The following is a 26,342-nucleotide window of genomic DNA, read 5'->3' as shown; positions in this document are numbered from 1 at the left end:
TACTATGCAGATTGCACTTCCTCTAACCAATCTCGGATGTTTAACAATCTACTTACAGAGCTTGGAACTAGCGAATCCCAAGGTGTGAACTTAAACGCTTAGAGATAACGATTACTCGCTTTGAGTGGTCTGGAGTAGCTGCAATACCTCGGATTACGCCGAAATACTACGGATTGGTGCTACTCTACAAATCAAATAGGATTGCTATATCAAACTATAGCAATCCCTAGGATTTAGCAATTAGATGAATTTGACATCTAACTAAAGGTAGATAAATTTTATATTAATTTAAAAAAATTACCGCGCTCGCAGCACAAAAACAAAGCCATCAAAAAACTAATCAGCAATTTCTAATTGCGAGATTGCATAGCGGGCGACAGCCAAACTAACTCTGGCTTGTTCTATTTCCGACAATTGGGCCCAAGGTCTTTTAGTTGCCATGACCAATTCCCCCCCCTCCGAATCAACATCTCGCATCGCATAAGCCAAAGGACGTGCCAACACCTGCAAATCTTCCTCAGCCCACTGAGGCAAAATCTCTAAGACGCACTCTACCATTTGGTCAGCTAAAGATTGATACTTAACAGTTGCGTTTTGCACGCTTTGAGCGATGCTGGCCAGAAAATCTTGAGGCACGCGAGCAAATTTCTCGCGCAAAGACTTTTGCAGAGCAGTCGTCAGCCAAACTTGTTCTAATTGCGAGAATAAAACTTGGGACTTCAGGGCAATATCGCTGTCGCTGAATGAATCAGATAGCGCAAATTCCTGCTCTAGGGCAGTTAAATAAGATTCGGATTCAAGCTGTGCAGGATTCCAGGGGTAAGCAACATCAGTCTGAACAATTGTGGCGAGAAGTTCCATCTGGGCCTGAGTTTGAGAATCGCGAAAATATTCAGAATCAGCAGATTGGGTAGCCATGATGTAATACCTAAGTGGGAGAAGGAAAAGACAGAAGGGGGGACTGTGCCAAGAGCTCGTTGCGAGCTATCAGTGGTGAGTAACTCTTTTAAATTGAGACTGGACACTCAACGCCCAGAACTTTGCTGTGCCAGTAGCCGCTTGTCTTCATTAGCTACACCCGCACCTTAATTCGTTCCGCAATCCGTCTCACTGTACCCCGAAGTTTTAGGAACCTCAATAGTGAACTCAAAAATCTGACCTTGAGAACTGCCAAATTTTAGCTGAGTCCCGCTGCGTAGCAGCAATTCTTGGTGGTGAACTCTCTGCCATCCCTCAGATCCCAAAACTAGAGTCCCGTAGCGAGAAAAATCGCGCAGGAAGTAGCTAGGTTCTTCCCGGCTATCTCCGATAGTGTTTCGGCAGAAAATCTCGGCGTGTTTTTGAGAAACCCACTGTTCTCGAATCACTACGTCGTTTTCTTCCCAGCGTCCGACTCGAACCATACCCGCGCGAATCGGCCAAACCTGATTGCTCGATTCGGTGGATTTGGCATTTGGTCGATCGCGCCCCCGCAAATAAGCACAAGACGGCAACCGTCCCAGCCAAGTAGAAGAATTTAAAGGCAATTCAGTTTTGAGGTCATCTACCGGCTCAGTTAGCTGACCGTCAAACTCAGGGTGCATATACAGCACAGGCAGCGTCCAAGCCGGTTGATTGAACTTGTAGAGCGTCAGTAACTGCTGTCTGGCGACGGCGACTGCCCGATCGATCGACATCCGCCCGGCCAAAGCTTGGGCAAAACTTTGGATAAAACTCAGGGCCTCGCGATCGGCGATCGAGTCCCGCATCCCCAACACCGCAGGCACCCCGTGATGGATCAGTACCTCAGCCAAACTGCTGCGGGCGATCGCCTGTTGCTGGCCGTTAGTTGAGTGCAGCCTCTCTACCGCCGGCTGAGCTCCCCAGCAGGCATTAAACACCGCCAGCGTCACGCGGCACCGAACTAAAACCTGAGCCAGTTCAGTGCCATTAATCACCGTTTCCGGCCCCAAAAACAGCAAACCGCCGTCGGGGCCAGGTATCCCGTGGCCGGCGTAGAACAGAATGTTGTAACCTTGCGTTTCCAGCCGAGAAATGAGTTCCGCCGGAGTAGGTTCGATTAGAGTATCGACACGAGTCGGAACGCTGATGTCAGAATATTTGCCGCTGTCGTCGGTTTGAAAAGCGCTTTCGAGAACCCCAGCTAGGGCGAGTGCTTCTGCTTCCAACTGCAAATGACGGTTATTGCTGCTGGAAAATTGAGAATTAGCACCGCGGCCGGGTTCTGCTTGTCCCAAAACTAGCAAAATGTTGAGCGACTCTGCAGGATGCAGGGGTGGCAAAGGTTCAACATTGCTGGTAGTGCGACTGAAAAGCAGTTGCTGCGACAAAGAAATTGCCGGTTGACCGGCTTGAGGCTGCATAATTTCCCAAGGCAAAGCAATTAAATACGGTTCGCGCAAGTCTACGCGCACTCGCAGGGGTAGATTTTGCCCGATCGCAATACCTTTACTTTCCTGGAGACTACCCTGAATCGGCCCTTCAAACAGCCACTGCCAAAGATTAATCCCCAAATGCTGCATCAGGCGACTGCTGTAGCTTGCCGGTGGCCGAGGCGGATGCTGATCCCCCTTGTCGCCCCACCCCTGTTGACCGAGGTGGAGCGGCACAGAGGGCGTCGGTGTTCGTTGTTCAGTTTCTGCCAGTATATTCTGGTTGTTTTCTGGCGAGACGAAACTGCCATCAGGATTTAGGGGCAATTCGTGAATTGTCCCGGAGGGCGAAAACATTTCCTGCCAAGCTTTCCATGATTGGGATAGGGTATCGGGCCACATACAATCGTGGTGAACGTACCCGCTGGGATAGGGAGCTTGTAGAACCCAAGTGGCAAAATGGTTTGCCCCAGAGGTTCTCAGGCGAGCGATCGCTATACTGAGGCAAGGACTTTCAGGGCGCGCCATTCACAAAAAAGCTCGGTAAGTGGGAAGCTCAGAGACTTTAGTCCTGAGAGGAAAACGACCCGGCGATTTCAATCGCTTTGAATCCCCTTGCGGGGTAGAGGGGTATGGTTGCCCCTCTGGTGAGGTATGGTTGCCTCGATCTCCCTTGCGGGGTAATGTTAGCTTCGCCAATGTTATAGAGGCTTGTTAGGCTGGCAGCACTGCCTCAGTGACTTTAAGGCTGTTTAACTACTAGCGACAGAGCAAGGGACTAGCTTCGCATCCCAGGGTGTCGTGACCTAAATAACGTAGCCAGTTAAGGCTTAGGCTGGTCAGTACAGCTTGCTCGATCGCTCTTACAAGCTCAGTGGCTTTAGCCCTGAGTTACTGACAACTACCGACTCTGGATATAGGGTGGGATTGAGTTTCTCTATTTGTAGTTTATCGGGTTTGGGGTGCGATCGAGTGCGTGAGATTGCTTTGGCAGTTTTTACTTTTACTTAGTGCCCAAAAATTTATCTATACTCGGTAAATCTACCCAAGTTCCCGTAGCATTCGACTCCTGGGTCAAATCCATCAACAACTGCGAGTAAACCCCTTCTCTGAGGGAGGGTATCAAGGATTTACCGGCATCTATTGCTTCAACCCACCTATCTACTACTCGAATAAACGGTGCAATTCTCCCGTCTGGATAAACTTGAGGAAACTCCAATCTTTGAGGAATTTTGATTTCAGCTAAAGGTTCTCCACCTTGGGAACCCCACAAGCGAAATCCGTGGACGTAATCTTGCTGGTTGTCGCTTCCTAACACCAACGTACCCTTACTCCCGTATATTTCCACCCAGTGTCCCCGCCCTTGATAAGTAACAGAACTCAAACAAACTTGACAAGGCGTTCCCCCGGCTAATTCCAACATCAACGTGCAAGAATCATCTGCATCAACTAATTTTAAATTTCCCGAATCATTCGGATCTGGCCGCCGCGAAATTCCTGTAATTAATTGCCCAGAAAGCCTTTGGGGCGGGCCGAACAGCCAGCTAATATAATCAAAAACGTGAGAACCTGTCGCGCCCAGAACTCCGCCGCCTCGCTCTTTCTGCGCGTACCAATTCCAGGGGCGACTGGCATCAGCGCGGCTCGACACCAGCCAATCAATCTTAATTAAACGCTTTTCTCCCACATATTCTGCTGCCAATAATTCTGCTAGCATTTGCCATGCGGGGATGAAGCGAAACTCAAAGTCCATTGTGGCAATTGCTCTCGAACCACCATTTTTAAGCTCGGTTTGAGATTCGTTGTTTGCCAATCGGTAAAGTTCCCTGGCTTCATTTGCTGTCAGGGCTGTGGGTTTTTCTAATAATAAATGCTTGCCTGCTTCCAAGACGGTTTTTGCCATTTCAAAATGCAAAAACGGCGGTGTGGAAATGCTGACGCCCGCCACTTCTGGGATGGCTACTATATCGGCGATCGAGTCGCAAGCGTAGGGGATATTGTGGGTAGAGGCGAGATCCTTTGCTTTGTCTAAATTCCGGTGGTAAACAGCCACAACCTCTGTCCGGTGATGGGCCTGGAATCCGGGAAGGTGTACTTTTTGACCGAAACCGGTACCGACTACTGCAACGCCAATTTTTGACATAATTTAATATTGGGGAATAGGGAATGGGGCATTGGGCATTGGGCATCGGGCATTGGGCATTGGGCATTAGTAGCAACTATAGCGGTTCTCAAAAAAGTGAGGTATGGGGGCGAGTCCTATGCCTATGCCCTATGCCCTATGCCCTATGCCCGCGAGAGCACCTCATGTTAATGAGAAAGGCTATAACAAATAACTAATGACTTCAACATCCGCCTGACGCTCGATAATTAATCCGTGTATCCGTGTCCTAATCTGTGTCGTGCTTTCCTTCTTCCCTCATCCTTCTTCCTTCTTCCTTCTTCCTTCTTCCTTCTCCACCCATTCAATTACTTGTTTGCCCAAACTAACCCCCTCAAACAAGTCAATTTCTCTGATCCCTGTAGGGCTGGTGACATTAACTTCTGTGAGATAACCGCCAATGATATCAATGCCGACAAAGTACAGTCCGTCCCGTTGCAGCACGGGTTCTAACTGAGCGCAAATTTGCAGTTCGCGATCGGTAATTTCGGTTTTTGCGACTCGGCCGCCGACGGCCATGTTGCCTCGAAATTCATTGCCGGTGGGAATACGGTTGATAGCACCGATGGGCTTGCCATCCAACAGTATAATTCGCTTGTCTCCCTCTTTTGCTTCCGGCAGATAAGTCTGAACCATCACTGGAATTTGACCTTGTTGAGTGCTAATTTCGACCAGGGAGTTGAGATTGCGATCGTCGGCTTCCAAAAACAAAATCCCCTCGCCAGCTTTGCCGCCCAAGGGTTTAAGAACTGCCGCTCCTTTTTTCTCAACAAATTGCCGAATTACCTGCTTGTTTTGAGAAACAATTGTTTCGGGTATCGCTCCCTCAAATTGCAAAGCATACATCTTTTCATTCGCCGCCCGCAATCCTTTGGGACTGTTAACTACCAAAGTTTTAGCCGGATCGATGCCATCTAGAAGGTAAGTAGCGTAGAGGTAAGGAATGTTGACTGGGGGGTCTGTCCGCATAAATACTGCGTCCATTGCTTCCAGAGGCTGCAAAGTAGGATGTTCTACCTGGTACCAAGCCTCAGCCGCCTCCCAGCGTCCCTCTACCACTTTTACTGGGGTGAGGGCTACCCGACTGAGCATTGCCCAGGTTTTGCCGCCGATGACGCTTAGTTCGTTGGCTTGAGTCGCCCACACTTCGTGACCCAACTCTTGAGCTGCCTCCATCAGCGCTACGCTGGTATCGTGTCCTGGAATTAGTCGCGCGAGGGGATCGATGATGAATGCAAATTTCATTGTCACTTAAAATTAAGAATTGGTCGCAGGAAAATTTGGGCTAACGGAAAATTCGACAGTGAACGCCTCATTTTGCTGCTAGCAGGGGGTCTAGCTGGCCTAGAGCATCTAGTTTGTGCATTTCGTCGCAGCCACCTATGTGTTGGTCGTTAATGAATATTTGTGGCAGGGTGCGGCCTCCGTTGGCTCGATCGCTCATTTGAGCTCGTGCCGCTTCATCTCCGTCGATCGCGTACTCTGTAAAATCAACCCCTTTTCGTTTCAGCAGTGCTTTGGCACGAATGCAAAACGGGCAGGTTCTCCAAGTGTAAATTTCTACTTTAGGGGTCATGGGACGCTCAAGCAATAACAATATTTTTTAATTGTAATCTTAACCATAGTGCGGAATGTTTTTAGTTCCTAGGCTGAAACCCTCGATTTTTCGTTGGTAGCAAACTTGCCTAGGACCCTTGAAACCCTTATTCTACGGTAGGCTATCAAAAACTCTGCGAAGGATTAATCTTAACCAATCTTATTTTAATTTTTATATTTTAATTTTTATTATATATAGCAACCTTATCTGTTGCACCGGAGGTTATTCATTGCTGAAATCCTTGCCGGGAAGTGCATTTGCCTTCTTCCTTATTTTTACCCTGACTGAAGTCGCTATAGCTTTCTTCCTTCAACATCCGGCTCTATTTGCAGCGCACAAGCTAGGTGTCAAGTTATTTTTTATATAAATTTAAGTAAACAAATACTCACGCTAAAAAAAACGGAGACTTTTTGAAGGCAAACAGGTTGGCCATCAGCCTGCCTAGCGCTGCGGACCAACCTGCTTGTTTCGCTTTCTGCACGAACAGATCATTCCTGCACCTGTCAGTAGGACTGCGATCGCAGTACCCGGTTCAGGAATAGCAGTTGATGATGCGTTTCTCAAAGGTGTGCTGTATATTTGGGACAAACTCGGCTGGGTCGCCTGCGGGGTGGGTGCCGTTGGTGTTGATGTCTGCCCGGAGGGTGTTGATGCCCGGCTGGGGGGTGTTGATGCCCGGCTGGGGAGACAGGCACTAGAATAATTTCCAGGCCCACACACATTTGCTTGTGCTGAAGCCGGAGGGGCAGCAGCTAGATAGTAAAACGCTGTTGCCATTGTGGCAGAGAGTCCAATTGCTAGTTTTGCCAGTGGCGTACACATAACTATTTAGTTAAACAGTGGTAAAATCGAAAAATAGAAATAGTCCTAGAGATGAGCGCTGTACGACGGGCAAGGATTTTAGAGTTCTTACAATAAATGGATGTATTCTCTGGCCGACGTCTGTAAAAGATAGTATAGCGCTTGAGGTGAGTGCCAAAACACTTTAATAATAATATTATTCTCTTTTACTTTGACATCGCGTACCCTGGTTTGCACAGGTAGGTGGCACAGAGTGAAGCAACCTCTTTTGGCAACATCTGAACCAACAGCCCTTACAGCCATTAACAAAGAGTCTTTTTACCTTGACCGCGGCCCCCGGAAAATATTTATTTAACCGATCGCAAAATAGAGCTGCTGTATTGTACTTTGCCATGCACAATCTGACTACTCTTTTATCATCTCATAGTCCGACTAGATCTGTCCTCAGTATATGTACGTATATTCCCCCATGTCAACTATTCAAAAGGAGTATTTAAGTATTTACCGAGGGTAGAGGGCGTATTGAATGAGCTGAGCTAATCGGTCGCGGAGAGTTTCCATCCCCAAACCTTTGGCCGCCGAAATAAATACTGCTTGAGGAAATTCTTCTCGCGCGAGGGCGAGAGTCTCTCCATCCACGGCATCAATTTTGTTAAAAACTACAAGGGCTGGCCCGGGAGTTACGGGCATATCTGTCAAAATATTCATCACCGATCGAATTTGGCTCTGCCACGCGGGATGGGAGAGATCGACGAGGTGCAGCAAAGCATCGGCGTCAGTGACTTCTTCGAGGGTAGCCCGGAAAGCGTCGATCAAGGCGGGAGGCAGTTCGCGAATAAAGCCCACTGTATCTGTGAGGACGATCGACAGGGGTTCCCCGGTGACGCCGGGAATGGTTAACCGTCGAGTTGTGGGGTCGAGGGTGGCAAATAACTGGTCGGCGGCATAGACTTCGGAATTTGTGAGCAGGTTGAGCAGAGTAGATTTACCGGCGTTGGTGTAGCCAACGATCGCCACTGAGGGTACCTCGTGATGATGCCGATTCTGCCGCAGCCGAAAGCGGTGCGCCAGCAGTTGATTTACTTCTTGCTGCAATCGAGAAATGCGTTTGGCGATCGTCCGCCGTTCGGTTTCTAGCTTGGTTTCCCCAGGGCCTCTGGTACCGATGCCGCCACCCTGTCTCGACATTGCCTGACCGCGACCTCTGAGCCGGGGCAGGGCATACTCTAGCTGAGCGAGTTCGACTTGCAATTTACCCTCGCTCGATCGAGCTCTTTGGGCAAAGATGTCGAGAATTACCTCTGTTCGATCGACTACGCGGATACCTATCTGAGTTTCCAAGTTCCGTATTTGTGCGGGGGACAGGTCGCGATCGAATACAACGAGGTTAGCGCTAACCGTCTGAGCTGTGAGGGAAATTTCCTGAACTTTGCCTTCGCCGACGACTGTCTGCGGATTGGGGCGCGATCGTTTTTGGCGCACTGTTTGCAGTACCTGACCCCCGGCGCTTTCAACCAGCCGCGTGATTTCTGCCAGCCCGTCTTCAAACTCCAACTGAGTCATGTGCTGAGTCATTACACCTACCAACAGCACTTTGTCTTGGTCGGCATCGACCTCCCCCGCGACAAACTCTGCTTCAAACTCTGCTTCGAGTCCTTCCACCAAATCCAGAAAGTCTTGGTCGGCGAGTTCGTCCAAATTCAACGGTTCTGATATTTTCCAGGGAAAGTGTGGACTTTTGATTAGTGACTTTTGAATTGAAGGCTCTTCTATTTCATCAGTTGCATCTGGTTCTAACTGAGCGCTCAAAACAGAGAACTCAAAATTTGGCTGATCTCCCTGGGGTATTAGGTGAGCGAGATAAGCTTCTTGGATGTAACCAGTGGCACCGCCGCCGCGGCGCTGAAATCCTCCCCCCGTCAGTGTCAGCCAAACCAGGGCATCCAGGCGCTGAATTGCCATTGCTGTGAGGGCTGCTTCGCTTGGGGTTTCTGGCTTTAGGTGGGTGGCGATGCAGCGAATGCCGCTGAGGCGACCTCCCCCGTAGCGGGGCAATTCTAAGGGCGCAATCTGCGTTTGGCGGGGTGTACCCACGCCGACGCGAATTACTTGTCCGCGGCGGTTGATGTAGGTGCAGATTGGTTTGTCTATTTCCGTGCTGATGGCGGCGACGCGCTGGGCGAATTCTGCAGTGGTGATGCGATCGCCCGGTAGTCGCTGGTGGTACAGCTTTTCGAGTTGCTTGAGCTGGCTGGACTTTAAACCTTGAAGATTGCCGTAGATGGTTTCGATAACTGTTTCTCCCGATCGATCTATTTATCTCCTATTTTAATTAACTCAAGGACGATGTGTTCGGGTTTTAAGCTGAAATTTACTAAATTTTCTTGCCTCTAGCAGATCACGGATTCAGTATAGTCGAGTCACCAGCGCCGTTGTTTGCCGCTACGGGGCGATCGGGCTTTTCACAGCAGCCATCTCAACTTGCAGTTGTATTTAGTATCTACAGATACAGGCGATCGCTGAAAAATCTCGCGTAACAAAACTTAACACTTTATTTCTTGTTTCAAAATCCTCCTTTAGACTTGTGTGTATCTTGAGCCTAGAGACAGATAGCAAAGCAGAAATTAGGTCGCTACCATGAGAAGCGAACATTGTTAAGGAATGTAAAAACATGGAAACTCGTCCTACTAACCTGCCTCCTACGGCTAATGCTTACAACGGCAAAGATCGGAATGCCTTTTTGTTTGGCTTCAACCCGCAAGCAGAACTTTGGAACGGTCGCTTAGCGATGATCGGTTTCTTAGCTTATTTGCTCTGGGATGCTGCTGGATATAGCGTTCTGCGCGACATTCTCCACTTTCTGCCTACCTACATTGCTCAGTAATGACGAGCAGTCTATCCTGTCTGGCAGCGTGAGAAAATGCCACCACTGCCAGACAGGCTAAAAGTTACAAATGGCAGCGAGTATGGTTTTGTCCCTTTGTATCTTTCGTTACTTTTGAATGGCATTAAAAGACTTCTTGCCGTGATTCGATGATTATGGGTGGGGGCGCTGTCGCTGGCGCGGTGAATATTAATAGCAACAGATATTTATTGCGTAAAGGCGATCGCCCCTGCTGTATTTTTGGCAAGAAATCTCATCGAGCATTTCTGATAATTTATGAAAAATAGGAGCATCAACGATGATTAACTCAAATTTACTGGCAGTAGTAGCATCGACTGTAACTGACACAGCATCAGGAGATTGGCAAAAGCCTGTGGTGATGTTTGTTTGCAATATCTTAGCATTGCTAGTTCTCAGCCGCCGAATTTGGTATCCCCACGTCGGGCCGAAAATGCCTTTGCCATTCCCGTCTTTGTTCAACAATGTTAGCGTACCGGCATTTTTGGCTTGCATGAGCGCAGGTCATTTGCTGGGAGTATTCACGATTTTGTCGCTGAGTACCGGCAAGGCTATCTAGTAGCAATTGAGATCCTTTTGTGGCGATTTCTTGCTGCAATTGGTTTGTTAAAAGGCGGACAAAAAATGGCTGGGGTAAGTGAAAAGCACTCACCCCTAATTTTAATTTTATATATGGAGTGGCGCCGAAATCGTTTTTTTTACCATCCACATTAGATCAGCTTACTATGCTTAAACCCTTCAAATTCCACTGCAAAGCCTTCACCTTGGGGAGCCGCACACATTAACCCAACTTGAACGATTGGTGACTCAGTTAAATAGGCCAGTCGCATCATTGAATAGTCTGACCCATTCAACGAGTATTGCACTTCCACCGTTTCAGCTCGGCGCTTTACCCGCAGCCACAGGGAAACAGGCGGCACTTCAAGCGGCATAACAGACCAATCGGAATAGTCTCGTGTCACAACCGCACTCACGTTTTGGACTCCCTCAACAAACTCAATGCCGCACTTGAGCCAGATATTTTCGCTCTCTCGAATCATCAATCCTGCTTGATCGTAGAGCGATCGATAGCAACCAGTAATTTTGACTTCGGCTGTAAAGTCGCCTGATACTTGACGGTAGTAAAAGTTGCCGTTATCGCGAATAAATCCGTAATGAGTTTGCCGCCAAAAGTCAGTCTTTGGGCCGGCGGTAATGTGGATAACATCGTTATCCTCATGCCATTTTGACATCCTCACGCCCGCTAAAGCGACGGTGATTCCAAACATCACTGTTTGGGCTTCCTCTTTCTGCGACCCGACTTACTTGAAGGAGTTTCCTCACTCAAACAGAGGTCGATGTCTCCAGAGGCATTATAGGTTCCCGTGTGCCCCACGGTACGCAATCCCAGTTCTAATATATTTCGCGCAGCATTCCAATCGCGGTCTAAAACAAATCCACAATGCGGACAAATATGTGTTCTTTGACTTAGCGATTTCTTCACAACCTTTTCGCAATTAGAACAATTTTGGCTAGTGTAGTGCGGTGCGACGGCAACAGTAGCTACTCCCAACACTTTGCCAAAATATTCAATCCAATTCCTAAAAGCTGTCCAAGCGGCATCAGATATAGACTTGGACAGCTTTTTGTTTTTGACCATGTTACGCACCGACAAGTCTTCGTAGGCTACCAAGTCGTTGGACTGGACTACGCACCTTGCTAATTTCACAGCAAAGTCTTTACGCCGCCTACTTACCTTGAGGTGTTTTCTGCTTAATCGATTCCGCGCCTTAGCTCTGTTCTTAGAACCTTTCTGGGTTCTCGAAAGTCGGCGATTAAGCTTTTTGAGTGACCGCTCAGACTTTCTTAAATGACGCGGGTTCTCGACGGTATTACCATCCGAGTCAGTGTAGAAATGGGTCAATCCTACGTCTAAACCAATGGTTCGTCCCGTAGGCTCTCGCTGTTCATTCCGTTCAGCATCAATACAGAATTGCACGTAGTACCCGTCGGCTCGACGCACTACGCGCACTCGTTTGATTTGACTTCGCTGGTAGAAATGCAAGTCGCGAGTTCCCCACAACTTAAATCTTCCTGCTTTGAAGCCGTCGCTAAAGTTTATGCTTCTGAGATCTTCTGAAAGCTTCCATCCACAGGTTTTGTATTCAACAGAATCGCGGGTTTCATGCTTTTTGAAACGTGGAAATCCTTTCTTTCCCGGTTTTGCCTTTTTGCAGTTGTCGTAGAAACGAGCAATTGATGACCAAGCTCTCTCTGCGGAAGCTTGCCTTGCCATTGAGTTGAGCTTGGCAGCCCAAGGGAATTCTTTGGCAAGCACCGCACAGTAGGCACTCAAGTCGTATCGATTCACACCCTTCGTATCTATCCAGTACCTGATGCAGCTATTACGAATAAAGCGAGCAGTACGAATGGCTTCGTCTAGCCTCTGGTACTGCTCGCTCTTTCCTTCTAGCTTGGCTTCAAATACTAACATTTACGTCTTGGAACTGGATATAAAACACTCTATCACAGTTCTGGGGAAATTAAAGCCGTCCTAAAAGGACGGGGCTTTAGACCCCTTTTCTTGGTAAAGGTTCGTTGTACCATTGCATTGTTTGCATCTCCTGCTAACTTCCTCCAATTCCGTGCAGTACCAAATCAGCCAAAAAATGAGATAACATTGCGTATTCTAATCCCCAACGCCAGTAAAGAAAACCAAAGGGAATTCCTAAGAGGGCATTGAGTGTAATGGTGCGGAGAATGACGATCGGGGTTAATGCCCAGACATTCGCAGCCGCAGGCAAATGACCCACACCAAACAATATTGCAGCCGCCACAATTGCCAGCCAAAAAATCAATGTAGAGGGTTGCAGTTTGTCTCGCTCAAAAATCTTCCAAAGTAGCCACGCAATCAATGTCATACCGAACAGTCGCAGCAAGAGTTCTTCGGTGATGCCTCCGTAGAAGGAAGCTAATATGCGTTTCCAGAGGTCAATCTTTAACGCAGTTGTTGAAGCCATTGGCGGCATCCAAGGTTCAAACCCTAAACTCAATCCTATCAGGACGATTCCACCGATGCAGCCTACAATTAGCGCCGTGTTAAGGGCAGATTTAGATATTGGCGCGAAAGGCTGTCGATATACCAAAGCACGAGCTATGGGCGTATCAAGTCCGATCGAGTTACCGAGGCGAAGCCCAATCCAACAAAAGAGAATTAGAAAAATTCCGGTTTGCAGGGCGGAGGTGATCGCCAAAACAGGTAGCGGTGCAGGCAATTGACTTACTGCCGGATTGAGAGACAGCGCATAAGGAAACACCGCCAAGCTTCCCAAACTACCCAGAAACGCCCAGAACAATGCCAATCGGAAGTAATGATTTTTTGCAGTGTTAGCAGACATAATTTTTGAGAAAAAAACGAATCAATTACACTAAATCAGTCTTGAATATTTGAAACATTAAAGCTCGATCGCATTTATGCAACTTGTCTCAGACCGAATATAGCCTCGGCTAAGGTGCTAAAAAAGCTGGGAATGACGCAGGAAGGTAGCCAAAAACAGCGTGTTTTTCACCGAGGGCAGTTTGAAGAGCTCGAACTTTACAGTTTAGTTAAGGATCACAAGTGTTGAGTCTTGTTACCCAACTTTACTTCATTGCCGATATTCCTCCTACACCCCCTAAATTTATCCGGTAAAAATCAGTTTCTCTTTCCCAGTTTGAGGGTAGTGCTTATCTAGTAGATTTTTCGGTGGGCGATGTATTATTTATTATCTTAGCATTTCATATTTACCAAAGTTGCTGTGCAAAGCTTCAAGACGCTTGGCTTCTGCTGCTTGATGGAGCAAATCAGTTTCAATTTCTTGGGTGTTGGCATGATAGTAGGTGAGTGCCACGTAGACTTGGGCAAGGGTGAGATGAGAAATGCGATCGCAAATCTCTTGAGCATTCTATCCTCGCTTGTACCAGGTTACGATGCGGACGGTAACGCCTTTACCGACGATGTGGGGACATCCATCATGCAGTCGGGGAGGGCGTGTAATGAGCGTACCAATGTCAATAGATACTGCTGTGGTCATAAATTTTATAATTTTAACTATGCTGATAATAGATGAAAACCCTATAGAGGCGCACTGGCTATGAACTGGAAAGCACACATTCACTCAAATCCTAAAATTCTGCTTGGCAAGCCTGTAATTAAGGGGACACGAATATCAGTGGAGTTCGTTCTAGGGTTATTTTCAGAAGGTTGGACGCAGCAACAAGTTCTAGAAAACTACCCAACGCTTAATGCTGAATCTCTACAAGCTGTGTTTGCTTTCGCGGCGGAGAATCCCAATGAAAGTTAAATACGATGCAGAAGCAGACATTCAGATTTTTATCTTACGTGATGCGTTTCCAGCCAATGCTATTTCTGAACTTGGAGGCGTGATTGTCAGTTATGACGAAAGTGACGAACCAGTTAGCATCGAATTTCTCAATGCCTCCAAACGTAAACTGTTTAATGCTCAAGAGCTCATACTAACCATCGCAACTTAGTTGATGCGCTTTAGCGAGATGGCATCGCAGAATTATATCGCGGTGTGAGTTTGGGGCGATAAATGAAGTAAGCTATAGACAAAGGTTTCAAACAATGCCAGCATCCGTTGCTTATCTGTTTGACAGAATCACAGTGAACCCAAGACAATGTGGCGATCGTCCCTGCATCCGGGGAATGCGGATTCGAGTCATCGATATCCTAGAGTTGCTAGCTGCTGGTTTGAGTTTTTAGCAAATTCTCGAAGAATTGCCAGACTTGGAACTTGAGGATCTCAAAGCTGCGCTTCTGTATGCAGTCCGCAAACTCGACCATCCCGTTTTAGCTGCATGAAAATTTGGTTGAATTCTCGTCTATCGTCAGCCCTTGCTGTGTGGATTACTGCTACTTTTGGTGAAATAGACTAGCGATCGGCGGTATTTTTCTATTGTATTGGGTATGATACCGCAACTGCGATCCAATTATAAGTTATGCTTCTTTCAACTACGCCCCTTGGAGATCGAACGATGATAACCTCTGGTACACGCCCGACTCTGAAGTCCTCGCCGTACTTGAAGAGTGGGCTGCTGCTACGAGGCAGAACCGAAAGGATGACATCCTGAAAAACTACGTCGCGAACTTGGTGATTTTCGATGTATTGCCGTCTATGAATTACGAAAGTGCAGAGTCCTATAGACGCAGTTGGGAAGAGTGGCAGCCAGAAACGCAGGGAGAGGCGATATTCAATCTTGAGAATCTGACGATTACTGCGGGCAGCGATATTGCATTCGCTCATGGGTTCATTCGCGGAGGCGGGACGTTGCTCGACGGTAGAGCCTTCCAAGACTTAGTCCGCGCGACGTTCTGTCTGATGAAGGTGAATGGTTCATGGGTTGTCCAGCACCAGCACGTGTCAAAGCCCTACGAACACTCCTGAGCGCAGGGTGCAAACAGCCGCATAACGTTAGTGGTCATTGTAATGGGCAACCCAGTAAACAAAGAAAACAATCATAGATAACTTGCACGATGAGGAAAGAAAGCATGAACAAATCAAATGAACCTAATGCAACTCCTTTTTCTCAGACGTTCTTCCATGGAACAAAGGCTGATCTAAAGATTGGGGACTTAATCGAAGTTGGTTTTAATTCAAATTTTGGACAAAGAAAAAAGTCTAAATATATTTTCTTGACAGCAACCTTGGATGCCGCTGTTTGGGGTGCTGAACTTTCCTTTGGCGAAGGGAGTGAAAGAATTTATTTAGTAGAACCAACAGGACCCATTGAAGACGATCCTGATTTGACTGACAGAAAATTCCCAGGTAACCCAACAAAATCTTATCGTTCATTACATCCATTTAAGGTTGTAGGTGAGGTTACAGTTTGGCAAGGACATTCATCAGAGCAAGTCAAAATAATGAAAGACGGATTAGCTAAGCTTAAAGAACAAGGAATTGATTCATTAAATGACTAACAAAGCATTGCAGCACCGCTCCGGCGCTTCGCGCCTACGCTCGACAGTTTGTAAACCGCCATTTTATGGTTTTGCTTCGCAAAAGTTTTCCACACAATTTCGTCTTACGAACTGCGGCTGAACTAAACGTTAGACTGCTAAATCTGAGTTGGGTAGTGGCTTGAATATATCTATCAAATTCCAACTGACAGGTGAATGCCATGCAAGCCAAACTTCAAGAACGACTTTCTCTTGCTGATGCCGAAGTCATTTTGAGACGCTTGCCAGAACGAATTCAAGCGCATCCGATCGCGCGTGCTGCGGAAATTGAATATCCGATCGCAGTTGCGATCGCCATTTCGATCGCCAATTTTATCGACACAGAAGCATTAGGTTTCGTAGATTGCAAACCAGGGCGCGGGCAGTAAAACCGAGAAGAGGTGTCAAAGTTTACGATATACTTCGTTAACGCACCCTACAAGAGCAGCGATTTATCTCTCTACCTCACGTTAAGCTAGAAACAGACAACAGAGAGCCAACCTACGCAAAAGGTTAATATCAATGGTTGCGATCGCCCAAAAAACCCTTTCCTTCGAGGAATTTCTCAACTGGGATGACGAGTCCGGCAGGTCATTCGAGCTAGTCAATGGAGTTGCCATGCCCCTGAGTGAACCCACAACCAAACATGAGGATGTCGTCGATGGTTTATGTCGTCTCTTGGTGGATCATTGCCAATCCTTGAACCTTCCCTACGTTCCTCGACAAAGTAAACAAGTCAGATTGAACGCTGCCCCCGGTGAAAGTGAATCGAGTCGTAAAGCCGACATTGTGGTGTTTGCCAAGGAAGAATGGGTCAGAATGCGTCAAAGTTCTGCCTCTGCTGCTGCCTATATTCCACCTCCCTTGGCGATCGAAGTTGTCAGTACGAATTGGCGGGATGATTACCGCATCAAATTGAATGAGTATGAAACTTTAGGAATCCTGGAGTATTGGATCGTTGATTATGCAGGGTTGGGAGGCGTTCAGTATATTGGTTCTCCAAAACAGTCTACGGTGACTATCAACCGCTTAATCGAGGGTGAATATCAGGCACTGCGATATCAAGGAGAAGCCATTATTGTTTCTCCAACTTTTCCTCAGTTGGTATTAACCATCGCTCAAATTCTTGCCATGACAGAAGTTTAGTGTTTCTAACTTATCTGTAAGGTACTCAGTATTGCCAAAAAATTATTAAGGTACGATATACCCTATCAAGCTGATATTATCTAAAATCTTCGTCAAGAGGAGAAACTATGCGATCGCATATCCAGTATGCTGTCGGACTTCGGGTGGATGGAAAGCAAGAACAATCTGGTCTTTGGGTACGCCAGAGGCGACGAGTTCATCAGTGATGCCGTCTTCAATACCATCATAATGAATCCAGATTTTGTCATTGCGAATTTCGGCATGAACCACATAGCCATGAACTCGCAGATGATTTTCCCAACCTTCATGTATCAGCATAAAATGGTTGCGATCGCGGCTGACCACCACATAGGTAATCACATCCCCATAAGTATAAGGAATATCCGCATAGTATTGGAGAATTTTCTCCAACGTCTCACGCCATTCGTCTACGGGTTGATTTGCGGTTTCCATTGGATAATCTCCTCCGTGTTTGGGTCAAAAACTATCAGGCGAAAACCTGGTTCTTCTAGCAGCAATTGCCCAGCTTCTTCTTTAAACAACGTTTCAAAGGTGTTGCGATTAACAGCTAGGTATAGACGACGCTCTGGCTCTCGTCTTTGCAGCGTTCTGGCGTACATAAAGAACTGCCCCCAAGCATTTTCGAGGTCATTAATGGGCGAAGGGCCCAGAAAGCTTTTGATCTCGATCGCAATTTTTTCAGACCCTCGTTCAGCCGCAATTAGTTTCTGGGCACCCAAATCGACAAAGACCGAGCGGCCCCCAATTTTTAGAATCAGTGGGTCATGAGTGATTGTCCAGCCATCTTTGATGAGGGCAGTGCAGACAATATCGTGATAAAGGTCTTTGGCAGGCATAAGGGCTATTCTTTTTAGCTTCCCTGTCTATCTATCGTATACGACGCAAGTTCAGAATTATTTTAACTTGACGGAGATTCTAAGAAACCGGGTTTTTGACCAAATCTGCGGGCGGCAACGAAATATCTTCCTCAAAAACCCGGTTTCTGGACTCCCAAATTAATTCGACTGAATTTGCGAATTCAAAACCTTAGAAATTCGATCTCGCGTTTCCTCCAAATGAGCCCGCGTATAAGCATCCGCATTCCGATCCAGATTCCGAATACTCTTGCTCAAACCCTCCCGCAACTGCCGCAACTCGTACCACGCCAAACTCCGCGCATCCTCTGGAACATTCGTTTTTCGCAGTACCATTCCGATCAAAATTGCCAAATGTTCCCGCTGCAAAGAACGCCTAAAAGTTGAAATTTGCATCTTCTTTTCCGGCTGCAAAACCTCTTGCCAGATATCCTTTTGCACAGTATCCAACACTTCCGGCAACCTCAAAGTAGTTTCCGGCGCTGATTTTAACTCGGCATCCCGCAGTCGCGCCAAGCGCACCGGCGATAGCAAAACCCGCAACACAAACCGCTGCAAAAAAGTAATTCGATCGCCGATCGGGTAATCTAGAGGAAACACCAAAGCCGGACTTCCCCAGTGATCCCAGCGCGACGGTGCCAATTTATTCAGCAATTCCGGCGCAAAACTAAACGCATCCGGTGCAAAAACGTACTTCTCTAATGTTGCTAAAGCTTCTCGCTGCTGAGAAAGTTCGATCGGCACAAACGGCAACTTCGCATTAGTATCTCCAGGGCGAATCCGACTAAACGACTGTCCCCCCACATACAAAGTAGCATTCATCACTTGGTTGACATAATACCCGAACACCGAATCAAACATCACCCGCAGTTCGTTATAACCGTCTTCCCCAACCGGAATTCGCTTTTCCAAACGCTTCCACATCGCCCTAGCATTATCCAATTGCCATTGCGAATACCTCAGCATATTGGCGCTGAGATCAAAGGTATTTGCAGCGGGATCGAGATCGACAGAATCCTCATCCGGCGCGTAAGCTAATTGGGCTTGGGCAGCGCGGCTGGCAATTTGTTGCAGCGCTGGTAAGTCGCTGTTCGGGTTTACGCCGCCAATCACCTTGTAACCGTACTCGATCGCCCAATCGTCATAAGGCCCTACAATCGTTGGATAATAGTCGCCCTGCACAGTTCCGGCAGGTGCCAAATTAATCGGTACATAATCCATCACCGACGCAATCATACCTTGCGTGCGAGTTACCTGAGTATTGTTCAAATCCTCCGGTTGCAGCATCGTACTCCCGTGAAAATTGTGCCTCAAACCAAGAGTGTGACCGACTTCGTGCGCCGCCAAATATCTGATATATTGATTAACATAATTGTCAATCGCCCCACTGCTAGGCGCTGCATTTTCCAACAGATCCATCGACATTGCCCCCATCGCAAACTGGCGGCTCGATTCCAACCCAAAACACATATCCGAACTCGACATCAACCGCGATAAAGGCGAGCGCTTTTGCTCTTGGTATCTTTCTACCAAAGTCGGCAAATCATCAGCCATTCCACCTTGAGCATTTTCCCCGCTGCTTTTTCCTAAATCCCCATTTTCTAGCACATTCAAATAGCGAGAATACATCCCGAACTGACAGGGATTGGTATTAGAACCGTTTCGCCCTTGAAAACTCTTAGATAGCGATCTATTTTGTTCCACCAAAGACCGATAACCCTGTTTGATTTCCCGGACAACATTAGCATCCAAAAGAATGTCAGCATCCAAAATTTCCCCCGTCAGCGGGTTAGTGCGAGACGGCCCGATGCCGGCAAACTGAGGCTCAAAAGAACTCGACCAGCGGATAGTATTGTAGCGAACGTCAGCCGGGTCCCATTTAGCATTGTCCGGCATTTGTTTGACCTGAATTGCCTCAGTAAAACCTGCTTTTTCAAAAGCTTTGTTCCACTCCAAAACGCCCTCGCGAATTGCGTTTCGGTATTCGGAAGGCACATTATTTTCAATCCAAAAGACGATCGGCTGTACCGGAGGCGACATCGGCGCCGTCGGGATTTGCTTTTGCAAATGCCAGCGATTGATATAGCGCACAAAAGGCTCCCGGCTGCTCTTGTCAGAAAAGTCCTTATATGCTGTCAGAAAATAGCCCACTCGCTCGTCCGCAAGTCTGGGGCGGTAGCCGTTATTTAGCGGCACTTCCGAGAAACTGTAGTGAATGCGGAGGTTAAAAGCCCGACTGTCAGGAATCGAAGGTAAATAGTTAAGCTCACTGTCATTATCGCTAGAAAAACCATAGACAGAAGCAATCTCCACATTCAGCGGAAACGCTTTAACATCTTTAAAAGAAGACTTGTCTGCATCGATCGAGTAAGAAGCGCCCAAAAGCATCGGCAAAATCGCTTTTACCCCTGGTAAATCGCGTTTTTCGCTCATCAGCAAATCGCCTAAATCGATCAGCAGAGTTTGTCTTTGCGGATCAATGCTTTTGAGAGGCAAAGAATAGAGAATCGACTCGCTAAATCCCCGTGCTACCGAACCTGCTTGCGGGTCGCCCGGACTTGTGCGAAAATTTACATTTGGTATCACAAACTGCACGTTATTTTGGACGCGCCGCAGTTGAAACAAGAAATCGCCGATCGGCATTCCGCTCAAAATGCCCGCTTCCCCCAAACCCGATGCCAATGTCACAAAGCACAGGAACTTTTTGTCGAGTTGTTGCGGTTTAATTTCCAGATATACTTTATCAGTTGCTTGATTGCGGTAAAGAGTAAATAGTCCCTCTAACTTTTGCGCGTCTTTGACAACCTCTTCAAAGGGTGTCAGAGTTGGCTGTTCGCTACTTTGTTCGTTGCTGGGCGGCCCAGATGATAAAGCTAAAGGTAAAAAGAAACCTTTATACAAACTGAAACAGAAAAATGCTAAAGATAATATAAAAAATATCACAGGCAGATTTTTTCTAGGATTTTTTATCTGTGTATTTTTGCTATTTTCAGGAAATATCAATCTTTTCATTGTCAGTATTTAGCCACCGGAAAGAATAGTTTTGAGATTGTCGCGCCGCACTCGCAAGGTTGGGAGCATTTAACTTCTAAAATAACTCACCACTCAAAAATTATAACTATTGTTTCGCCGGCCAGGGAATCATGGGATCTTGAGCCAACCGCTTAGACACTGCAACAGCACCGTAACGGTTGAGGTGGCTGGGGTCGGAAAAAGATTCTCGCGCCTGGGGCCACAATAAACTCTTATCTAGGAAAATTAGTCCGCTTTGAGCTGCTAATTCTTGCATATATTGCCGGAATTCTTGTTCGTAACCTGTCCGCACCGGGTCTAAATAATCTTCAGTCAGAGGCATATTCACAAACACGAGATTGATGTTGCGAACCTTGGTAAATTCGATCAGATTTTTGAGTGCTAGAGCTTGTTCGCCTACCAATTTAAAATTTTGATAGTCGGAGTCGTAATAACCAGATACTTTCGGGTGCTTCTGAAAGTAAGTTTCGGGATTGAAGCGTATATCGATCGGCAAAAAGCCATTTGGTTGAAACTCGCTGACGGGTTTACTCCCAGCGGTTGGCTGGGCGTTTTCAGTTGTTGGTTGGCCCAGAGGTGCGGTTTGGGGACTCTCGGTTGCAACAGGGGCTGATGGATTAACGATCGATCGCAAAAACCCTTTAAGTCGATCGCGCTTTTTGTAAGTTGCAGAACCCTCCACCAACTTTTGATTCACCAATTGCTGAACAGTAGCTTGAGCTTGTCCCAAATTCTGCACCAATTCAGTCGCAGTCGCCACTGGATTGTTGGCGCTTTCTTTCGATGTTTCGGATTCTAATTGATTGGTGGGGATCAGAAAACTACCCCGGCTCAATTGCCTGTAACCTTCCGAAGAAGCGATCGCGTTAAAAGTCAAATCCGGTCGCCCGCTGTTGAGAGCCCTCGCCCCATCCGCCAACACCAGCAATTTTGGCAGTTGTTGCGGCGGCAAAATCCGGCGGATGAGCGAATCTACAACTTGGAGAGTAGCTCCATTAACCCCAAAATTGTAAGCCCTCAGCCCTGGATAGCCCGACTCTGCCAAAGCTGTTTCCAAAACCGCCGGGTCGATGCCCCGCAGCGCCCTCGAACTACCGACAATTAAAATATCCGGCGGTTTTTTGTGCAGGTGGATGTACTCTTGATAGCGCGCTATCTGATCGTCAAGCTGCTCGCTCCTCAAAGTTGGGAACACCGCAGGAGCAGAAACATCAGCTACAGGAACGCTAGTATTTCCCGGTTTCGTAAACCCAGAGCCATTAAAAACCTCTTGCTGGTTGGCTTCCGGCGACTGCTGCAACGGAATTCGAGGCAAATTCACCTCCTCAGCAGGGGGAACCGGGTTCGGGGTTTCCTTCGGCAGTCGGGCTGTAACGTCGCCCAAAGCCTTGGGAGCTGAATTTTGACAATTTGGGCCGCTGCAAACTTCGGAGGCGCTAGGAGCTTGACTGACCGTCGCAGATTGCAGAAATAGACCAAGCAGCCAATCGGTATTAAAAGTCAGCAAACAGCCAGCCATCGCCCAAATCAAAGCCATTCCCGCCGCGCGATCGGCTCTCACGCCCCCGGGCGCAGCAACATTCGTTGACAAACCATCGTTGGGAACAAACAAACCCGAAGCGACAAGCGGTTGCACCACAGCTTGAACTAACTGCTCGCCCAGATTGTATCCGGGGAGTCTGATTTTGAAGCGGGGCCGCCAGGAGTTGGGCATCGGAGCATCGAACACCAAATTGTCGCCCAAACCCGAAAAACTCCCATCCTCCGCCGGCGCAAACTCCGGCACCGGTTCCTTTTCCAACACAGCCACTTGGGAGGGAGCCGGTGCCGGTGCCGTCGCTGATTCCTCGTCAACAACCGTTCTGAGGTCGATTGCGTAGCGCCACAGAGGCAGTTTCTGGCCGGCGCGCCGTCCGTAGACTCGCACCCCTGCCACTCCCGGAATTTGTAAGTGCCGCAAAAATTTAGCCACCGGCTGGCCTACCTTCGACTGAGAAGGGCAAGTCAGAGCTTCTGTCATGACGTGCAGCACGTTGGCTTTTTGCAGCACGACAGCCCGAATCCCTCCTGTTTCCAGCTTGCGTCTGAGATTGGGGTTGAGCAACCTGTTCAATAAAAAAGTCAAAGCCAATTGGTCGCCCTCAGCCGCCAGCGTTCTAGCGTTTGCAGCCAAGTCGGGGTGGTGGGCGGCCGGCAAGTCTACCCAGTCTATCCACACCGGGGACTCCGGCGCCGCCTGAGAGTCCTTGGCTGGTTCTACGCCGTAGATAGTAGCTGCGTGGATGCCTTGGGGCGCAAAGGAGGCTAACAAAGGGGCGATCGCGTCGGTGGTTTGCTGCTTGTCGGGGTATTCTTGCCGTTTAGGGTTTTGTCCTTTTTTGGCAGTTTTGCTGCAAAACAGGTGGAGGGTTGCTTCTTTGAGGGTAGCCCGCACTTCGACTCTCGATGCAGCCAAGTGTTGATTTAGCAGTTTGGCGATCGACTGTACGTCTCCCCACCTGGCCCATTCCTTGAGAATTTTGTCCGGCGAAGTCAAATCCACCCGCAGCAGCCAGTCCGGCTTCGCTTCGCCGCTGACTTGGCTGGCGATTACGGCTTCCCGGAAATCCTCTAGTTGCAGTTTCCGCAGCCTGCCGGCGATGGGTTCGGCCAGCAATGAGGGGTCGGGGCTATAAGCTGACTCGCACAGCACCAGCAGTCGGCGTTCCTTGGGCTTGATATTTTCCGGCCCATTCATCGGCTGGGTTTCTCGGCTGCTTTTGAGTTCTTTTTCGCGAATGCTTACTTTTACCGAAACTCCCATCGGCCCGAGGATTTCGCTGAGATAGCTGGCGATCGCATCTGGATAGCCCCGGCGCGCCAACGTTTCCGGCGAAACCGTTAATGTTCCATCGCGATCGCCCTCGCCTGAGTCAGCTTGGGGGGATTGAATCAAAGCCACCGCGCCACGGTTCGCTTTCTGCTGCGGGGGAACGGCGGAACTAAAAGCTTGCCGCGTCGCAGCAGCAGAAGTGTCGATCGTCACGGGGGAAGTTTCAAAAGCTTCTGGGTATTGAATCCGGGAGGCAATCGGCAGACTTTCGGCGTCAAAATCCAGTTCTTCCCGTACTTGTGGCGGGTGGGCTGCTGTTTCTACCGGTTTTGGTGTCTGTTTGAGTTTCTGGTTGTCATTCTTAAATTTGCCGAAAAATCCGCCTCTTTTAGGGCTTGCGGGCGGTTCGTCGGGGGAACTCGCTGGCGGCGGCACTTCGGCCACTTTTGGTTCCGGTTGCTGTGGCTGTTGCTGTCGCTTGGGACTGCTGCAATCGAGCCGGACTGTCCAGTCATTTTGTCGGGAACCGATTTTGCGGCCGCACAGAAACAACTGGTAAATTTTAGGTCGATCGGGCAGCAGTTGCGTTAAATCCGTTTGTTCGAGGGCATTGGTAAATCGCGCCGTCACCAATTCTTGAGACGGACACTGCGCTGCTTCGCACAAAATGTGCAGGTGATTTCCCCGCAAACGCGCTTGTACTTGAACTTCGGGAAGCCCTAAAGCTTCTTGCGCCCACTGCGACGCGGCCGATCGATTGTCTGCCAATATGCTCCCGTTCGCATTCAACATGGGACTTTAAATTTCGTCAAGGCTGCTTTCGTCTTCTACAGATAGCACATTTCGTCCGTATTTTGGCATATATTAGGCTTCACTTAGGCGAAGTCCTCAGTAATTGGTCGTTAGTAATTATTAGGAATCCCACCACACTACATATAGTGTGTCTGCGTCCTGGACTGTACAACCTAGTTTCCAAAGCCTTACTGTTGCGATCGGGTTTTGCGTATTTTTGCAAAAATATAAGTTACTTTTTATACACAAAACATGAAATTAGTTGGGCGATCGCCAGTCCCAAACTCTCACTCATCCCAAAATTCGTAGCGTGACACTTCAGTACACGGAAGTGGATTAAAGCTTCCATAAAGTTTACTTCCTGATGGCGAACATCGCTTGCGATCGATAAAAGTTACTGATATTCTCAAATCTACCGGTAGCAATAAAACAACCCAATTATTCCATCCCATCAATTTTTTTGAGCCGCATCGGCAAGTTTTCACCTGTCGATATCGCAGCTTGCGTCCTCAATAAAAAAAACAAAATTCCAGCATCATCTGGACTCGCTTTGCTTGCGAAAACTTCAAGATTAACATCCTCAAGTTCTGCCTAATTTTAGTCACTTTCATCATCAAAAAAAGAACTTTAAATCATGTTATTAATCGAAGCATCAACCCCCCAAACAACTGCCAATATTTCTCTCATTACCGACATTGTAGAAGACTTGCCGCTAGCAAATTCTACCAATGATTACTCTTCTCCCCCGAAAAATCTTTTAACTGTTAACGAAACATCCTCCACAAACCCCAGCGTTGAACTATTACCATCAAACAACCAAATCCTCGATAAAAGCCCTGAAATATCTCCCCAACAAGCAGAGATAGACGCCTTCATCCTCAACCAAGATTCACCACCAACAACCAACAGCATTCCTGAAAAAACGCAAACATCTACAACTCAAACCGACGCAATCACAGGCGATACAACCAAGCCAGCAACTCACAATAACATCTCTTTCGACTCCGGCATTTTCCAAGCAGACGAAACAGGTAAAATTTTGTTCGATTACCTATCAGACGGAGGCTTGTATCAAGGAGAACTAGCAATTATCAGCCTCACAGGAATGCAAGAATTTGTTCCCGATTCCCAAGCATTTATCAAAGAAGCAGCCAGACGCGCTTTAAGCAACTCCTCACTCGGTTATATCGCCATTTCTGACAGGACAGAAGCAGCGAAATTCTCTAGTTTCGATGGAGAAAATAACTTCAATATCGGGGAATACCGAGGAATCAAAACCTTTGCAATGACACCAGGAGATGAAATTGGTATCATCGTAATTCCCAACGGCACAATACAAGAAGCATACAATAATCCAGCGATTGGCGGCGACAAAAAGCCCTTATTCTCAATGGCTACAGCTAATTCCAGCGATGCTTTTCAACGTGGACAAATAGCCAGTGTTGCGAATGGCGGCAGTATATTTGTCATGGAAGATATGGGGATAGGAGAAGGGAGCGATGCTGATTACAATGATATCATATTTTCGCTCAAAGGTGCAACCCCTAAAGTCATTTCAATGGATGATGTAATTGCCAAAAACTCCGATTGGCGTACATCAGAGAAATGCAAAGAATTGATAGCTGACGCTGCGCCAAAAACTGAGACTAAATTAGAAGACAAAAAACCAGATACTACTTCTACAACGACTTCGGCTGAGACAGAAATCGAAAATTCCCCCGCAGTTGAAACTCAAAATCCGACTGTTTCGGAAATTCCTAATTCCGAGACGACTTCGGCTGAGACAGAAATCGAAAATTCCCCCGCAGTTGAAACTCAAAATCCGACTGTTTCGGAAATTCCTAATTCCGAGACGACTTCGGCTGAGACAGAAA

Annotated in this window: 27 protein-coding genes and 1 pseudogene; 13 read left to right on the top strand and 15 right to left on the bottom strand. The window is 47.7% G+C overall.

All coding sequences use genetic code 11. The features are described from left to right. Nucleotides 1-336: 336 nt before the first annotated feature. The 5 genes from QUA00_RS00390 to grxC form a co-directional block, all read right to left on the bottom strand. Nucleotides 337-918 (bottom strand): hypothetical protein, encoded by a 582-nt coding sequence (locus QUA00_RS00390; protein WP_333408339.1) that lies wholly within the window; start codon nt 916-918, stop codon nt 337-339. A gap of 167 nt (nt 919-1,085) precedes the next feature. Next, on the bottom strand, nt 1,086-2,900 hold the full coding sequence (locus tag QUA00_RS00385; protein ID WP_333408338.1) for a CHAT domain-containing protein: 1,815 nt from the start codon (nt 2,898-2,900) through the stop codon (nt 1,086-1,088). 475 nt (nt 2,901-3,375) lie between these two features. Beyond that, entirely contained in the window at nt 3,376-4,515 is a 1,140-nt protein-coding gene (locus tag QUA00_RS00380; protein ID WP_333408337.1) for a Gfo/Idh/MocA family oxidoreductase, read from the bottom strand. A 276-nt stretch (nt 4,516-4,791) separates the two neighbouring features. Beyond that, entirely contained in the window at nt 4,792-5,778 is a 987-nt protein-coding gene (gshB, locus tag QUA00_RS00375; RefSeq protein ID WP_333408336.1) for a glutathione synthase, read from the bottom strand. 67 nt (nt 5,779-5,845) lie between these two features. Then, complete coding sequence (gene grxC / locus QUA00_RS00370) at nt 5,846-6,109, bottom strand: glutaredoxin 3 (protein ID WP_333106127.1); 264 nt, start codon at nt 6,107-6,109, stop codon at nt 5,846-5,848. Nucleotides 6,110-6,593: 484 nt separating this feature from the next. On the opposite strand from grxC, the gene QUA00_RS00365 reads away from it, so the two are divergent. Next, nucleotides 6,594-6,833 carry a hypothetical protein gene (locus QUA00_RS00365; protein ID WP_333141248.1) on the top strand — a complete coding sequence of 80 codons (240 nt, stop codon included), beginning with the start codon at nt 6,594-6,596 and terminating at the stop codon, nt 6,831-6,833. A gap of 599 nt (nt 6,834-7,432) precedes the next feature. Here QUA00_RS00365 and hflX read toward each other — a convergent pair. After that, nucleotides 7,433-9,025 carry a GTPase HflX gene (gene hflX, locus QUA00_RS00360; protein ID WP_333141246.1) on the bottom strand — a complete coding sequence of 531 codons (1,593 nt, stop codon included), beginning with the start codon at nt 9,023-9,025 and terminating at the stop codon, nt 7,433-7,435. A gap of 37 nt (nt 9,026-9,062) precedes the next feature. Between hflX and QUA00_RS00355 the strand changes: the two genes are divergently transcribed. From QUA00_RS00355 to QUA00_RS00340, 4 genes are all read left to right on the top strand, one after another. Then, nucleotides 9,063-9,200 (top strand): hypothetical protein, encoded by a 138-nt coding sequence (locus QUA00_RS00355; RefSeq protein ID WP_293297880.1) that lies wholly within the window; start codon nt 9,063-9,065, stop codon nt 9,198-9,200. 115 nt (nt 9,201-9,315) lie between these two features. After that, the gene (locus QUA00_RS00350) at nt 9,316-9,468 is read left to right on the top strand and encodes a hypothetical protein (protein ID WP_333408335.1); all 153 of its coding nucleotides are present in this window, start codon (nt 9,316-9,318) and stop codon (nt 9,466-9,468) included. Nucleotides 9,469-9,602: 134 nt separating this feature from the next. Beyond that, complete coding sequence (locus QUA00_RS00345; protein ID WP_333041855.1) at nt 9,603-9,815, top strand: chlorophyll a/b-binding protein; 213 nt, start codon at nt 9,603-9,605, stop codon at nt 9,813-9,815. Nucleotides 9,816-10,113: 298 nt separating this feature from the next. Beyond that, nucleotides 10,114-10,392, top strand: coding sequence for a Photosystem I reaction center subunit PsaK (locus QUA00_RS00340; RefSeq protein WP_333408334.1), 279 nt, complete (start codon nt 10,114-10,116; stop codon nt 10,390-10,392). 151 nt (nt 10,393-10,543) lie between these two features. On the opposite strand, the gene QUA00_RS00335 is transcribed toward QUA00_RS00340, so the two are convergent. The 5 genes from QUA00_RS00335 to QUA00_RS00315 form a co-directional block, all read right to left on the bottom strand. After that, nucleotides 10,544-11,101 carry a DUF1349 domain-containing protein gene (locus tag QUA00_RS00335; RefSeq protein ID WP_333141241.1) on the bottom strand — a complete coding sequence of 186 codons (558 nt, stop codon included), beginning with the start codon at nt 11,099-11,101 and terminating at the stop codon, nt 10,544-10,546. Further along, a complete protein-coding gene (locus QUA00_RS00330) occupies nt 11,101-12,306 on the bottom strand; it encodes a transposase (protein WP_333141239.1) in 1,206 nt (401 codons plus the stop codon). Before QUA00_RS00330 ends, QUA00_RS00335 begins: the two co-directional genes overlap by 1 nt. A 133-nt stretch (nt 12,307-12,439) precedes the next feature. After that, complete coding sequence (locus tag QUA00_RS00325) at nt 12,440-13,210, bottom strand: CPBP family intramembrane glutamic endopeptidase (protein ID WP_333408333.1); 771 nt, start codon at nt 13,208-13,210, stop codon at nt 12,440-12,442. Between the two features lie 366 nt (nt 13,211-13,576). Next, a complete protein-coding gene (locus tag QUA00_RS00320) occupies nt 13,577-13,702 on the bottom strand; it encodes a hypothetical protein (RefSeq protein ID WP_333141235.1) in 126 nt (41 codons plus the stop codon). 54 nt (nt 13,703-13,756) lie between these two features. Then, complete coding sequence (locus tag QUA00_RS00315) at nt 13,757-13,885, bottom strand: hypothetical protein (protein ID WP_333141233.1); 129 nt, start codon at nt 13,883-13,885, stop codon at nt 13,757-13,759. A gap of 60 nt (nt 13,886-13,945) precedes the next feature. Here QUA00_RS00315 and QUA00_RS00310 point away from each other — a divergent pair, with 60 nt between their 5' ends. The 7 genes and pseudogenes from QUA00_RS00310 (at nt 13,946) to QUA00_RS00280 (ending at nt 16,956) form a co-directional block, all read left to right on the top strand. Beyond that, complete coding sequence (locus QUA00_RS00310) at nt 13,946-14,155, top strand: DUF433 domain-containing protein (protein WP_333141231.1); 210 nt, start codon at nt 13,946-13,948, stop codon at nt 14,153-14,155. Next, on the top strand, nt 14,145-14,345 hold the full coding sequence (locus QUA00_RS00305; RefSeq protein ID WP_333141229.1) for a DUF2283 domain-containing protein: 201 nt from the start codon (nt 14,145-14,147) through the stop codon (nt 14,343-14,345). The genes QUA00_RS00310 and QUA00_RS00305 overlap by 11 nt, the downstream gene beginning before the upstream one ends. A gap of 94 nt (nt 14,346-14,439) precedes the next feature. Then, nucleotides 14,440-14,676, top strand: a pseudogene (locus tag QUA00_RS00300) (DUF433 domain-containing protein). Nucleotides 14,677-14,803: 127 nt separating this feature from the next. Then, complete coding sequence (locus QUA00_RS00295; protein WP_333141334.1) at nt 14,804-15,259, top strand: nuclear transport factor 2 family protein; 456 nt, start codon at nt 14,804-14,806, stop codon at nt 15,257-15,259. A 104-nt stretch (nt 15,260-15,363) separates the two neighbouring features. After that, the gene (gene arr / locus QUA00_RS00290) at nt 15,364-15,792 is read left to right on the top strand and encodes an NAD(+)--rifampin ADP-ribosyltransferase (RefSeq protein WP_333141227.1); all 429 of its coding nucleotides are present in this window, start codon (nt 15,364-15,366) and stop codon (nt 15,790-15,792) included. A 200-nt stretch (nt 15,793-15,992) separates the two neighbouring features. Next, on the top strand, nt 15,993-16,199 hold the full coding sequence (locus QUA00_RS00285; protein WP_333310390.1) for a hypothetical protein: 207 nt from the start codon (nt 15,993-15,995) through the stop codon (nt 16,197-16,199). A 133-nt stretch (nt 16,200-16,332) separates the two neighbouring features. Then, a complete protein-coding gene (locus QUA00_RS00280; RefSeq protein WP_333310388.1) occupies nt 16,333-16,956 on the top strand; it encodes a Uma2 family endonuclease in 624 nt (207 codons plus the stop codon). Nucleotides 16,957-17,061: 105 nt separating this feature from the next. Here QUA00_RS00280 and QUA00_RS00275 read toward each other — a convergent pair whose 3' ends face one another. The 4 genes from QUA00_RS00275 to QUA00_RS00260 form a co-directional block, all read right to left on the bottom strand. After that, nucleotides 17,062-17,409, bottom strand: coding sequence for a XisI protein (locus QUA00_RS00275; protein ID WP_333408332.1), 348 nt, complete (start codon nt 17,407-17,409; stop codon nt 17,062-17,064). Further along, nucleotides 17,385-17,813 (bottom strand): element excision factor XisH family protein, encoded by a 429-nt coding sequence (locus tag QUA00_RS00270; protein ID WP_333141219.1) that lies wholly within the window; start codon nt 17,811-17,813, stop codon nt 17,385-17,387. Before QUA00_RS00270 ends, QUA00_RS00275 begins: the two co-directional genes overlap by 25 nt. A gap of 159 nt (nt 17,814-17,972) precedes the next feature. Next, the gene (locus QUA00_RS00265) at nt 17,973-20,843 is read right to left on the bottom strand and encodes a zinc-dependent metalloprotease (protein WP_333300602.1); all 2,871 of its coding nucleotides are present in this window, start codon (nt 20,841-20,843) and stop codon (nt 17,973-17,975) included. A gap of 106 nt (nt 20,844-20,949) precedes the next feature. After that, a complete protein-coding gene (locus QUA00_RS00260) occupies nt 20,950-24,468 on the bottom strand; it encodes a hypothetical protein (RefSeq protein ID WP_333408331.1) in 3,519 nt (1,172 codons plus the stop codon). 634 nt (nt 24,469-25,102) lie between these two features. On the opposite strand from QUA00_RS00260, the gene QUA00_RS00255 reads away from it, so the two are divergent. Continuing rightward, nucleotides 25,103-26,342 (top strand): DUF4114 domain-containing protein (locus QUA00_RS00255; protein ID WP_333408330.1); only part of this gene is annotated, 1,240 nt, incomplete at its 3' end.

Source organism: Microcoleus sp. T2B6 (assembly GCF_036700475.1).
Lineage (GTDB): Bacteria > Cyanobacteriota > Cyanobacteriia > Cyanobacteriales > Microcoleaceae > Microcoleus.
The sequence above is the reverse complement of the archived record's forward strand: the minus strand, read 5'-3'. Positions and strand labels throughout refer to the sequence as shown.

Coding starts and splice junctions, on each gene's coding strand:
- QUA00_RS00275 (WP_333408332.1), bottom strand. CDS start 17,409: ATGGAAACCGCAAATCAACCCGTAGACGAATGGCGTGAGACGTTGGAG.
- QUA00_RS00315 (WP_333141233.1), bottom strand. CDS start 13,885: ATGACCACAGCAGTATCTATTGACATTGGTACGCTCATTACACGCCCT.
- QUA00_RS00340 (WP_333408334.1), top strand. CDS start 10,114: ATGATTAACTCAAATTTACTGGCAGTAGTAGCATCGACTGTAACTGAC.
- QUA00_RS00335 (WP_333141241.1), bottom strand. CDS start 11,101: ATGTTTGGAATCACCGTCGCTTTAGCGGGCGTGAGGATGTCAAAATGG.
- QUA00_RS00285 (WP_333310390.1), top strand. CDS start 15,993: ATGCAAGCCAAACTTCAAGAACGACTTTCTCTTGCTGATGCCGAAGTC.
- grxC (WP_333106127.1), bottom strand. CDS start 6,109: ATGACCCCTAAAGTAGAAATTTACACTTGGAGAACCTGCCCGTTTTGC.
- QUA00_RS00325 (WP_333408333.1), bottom strand. CDS start 13,210: ATGTCTGCTAACACTGCAAAAAATCATTACTTCCGATTGGCATTGTTC.
- arr (WP_333141227.1), top strand. CDS start 15,364: ATGAACAAATCAAATGAACCTAATGCAACTCCTTTTTCTCAGACGTTC.
- QUA00_RS00280 (WP_333310388.1), top strand. CDS start 16,333: ATGGTTGCGATCGCCCAAAAAACCCTTTCCTTCGAGGAATTTCTCAAC.
- QUA00_RS00385 (WP_333408338.1), bottom strand. CDS start 2,900: ATGGCGCGCCCTGAAAGTCCTTGCCTCAGTATAGCGATCGCTCGCCTG.
- QUA00_RS00260 (WP_333408331.1), bottom strand. CDS start 24,468: ATGTTGAATGCGAACGGGAGCATATTGGCAGACAATCGATCGGCCGCG.
- QUA00_RS00390 (WP_333408339.1), bottom strand. CDS start 918: ATGGCTACCCAATCTGCTGATTCTGAATATTTTCGCGATTCTCAAACT.
- QUA00_RS00330 (WP_333141239.1), bottom strand. CDS start 12,306: ATGTTAGTATTTGAAGCCAAGCTAGAAGGAAAGAGCGAGCAGTACCAG.
- QUA00_RS00380 (WP_333408337.1), bottom strand. CDS start 4,515: ATGTCAAAAATTGGCGTTGCAGTAGTCGGTACCGGTTTCGGTCAAAAA.
- gshB (WP_333408336.1), bottom strand. CDS start 5,778: ATGAAATTTGCATTCATCATCGATCCCCTCGCGCGACTAATTCCAGGA.
- QUA00_RS00305 (WP_333141229.1), top strand. CDS start 14,145: ATGAAAGTTAAATACGATGCAGAAGCAGACATTCAGATTTTTATCTTA.
- QUA00_RS00265 (WP_333300602.1), bottom strand. CDS start 20,843: ATGAAAAGATTGATATTTCCTGAAAATAGCAAAAATACACAGATAAAA.
- QUA00_RS00345 (WP_333041855.1), top strand. CDS start 9,603: ATGGAAACTCGTCCTACTAACCTGCCTCCTACGGCTAATGCTTACAAC.
- QUA00_RS00270 (WP_333141219.1), bottom strand. CDS start 17,813: ATGCCTGCCAAAGACCTTTATCACGATATTGTCTGCACTGCCCTCATC.
- QUA00_RS00310 (WP_333141231.1), top strand. CDS start 13,946: ATGAACTGGAAAGCACACATTCACTCAAATCCTAAAATTCTGCTTGGC.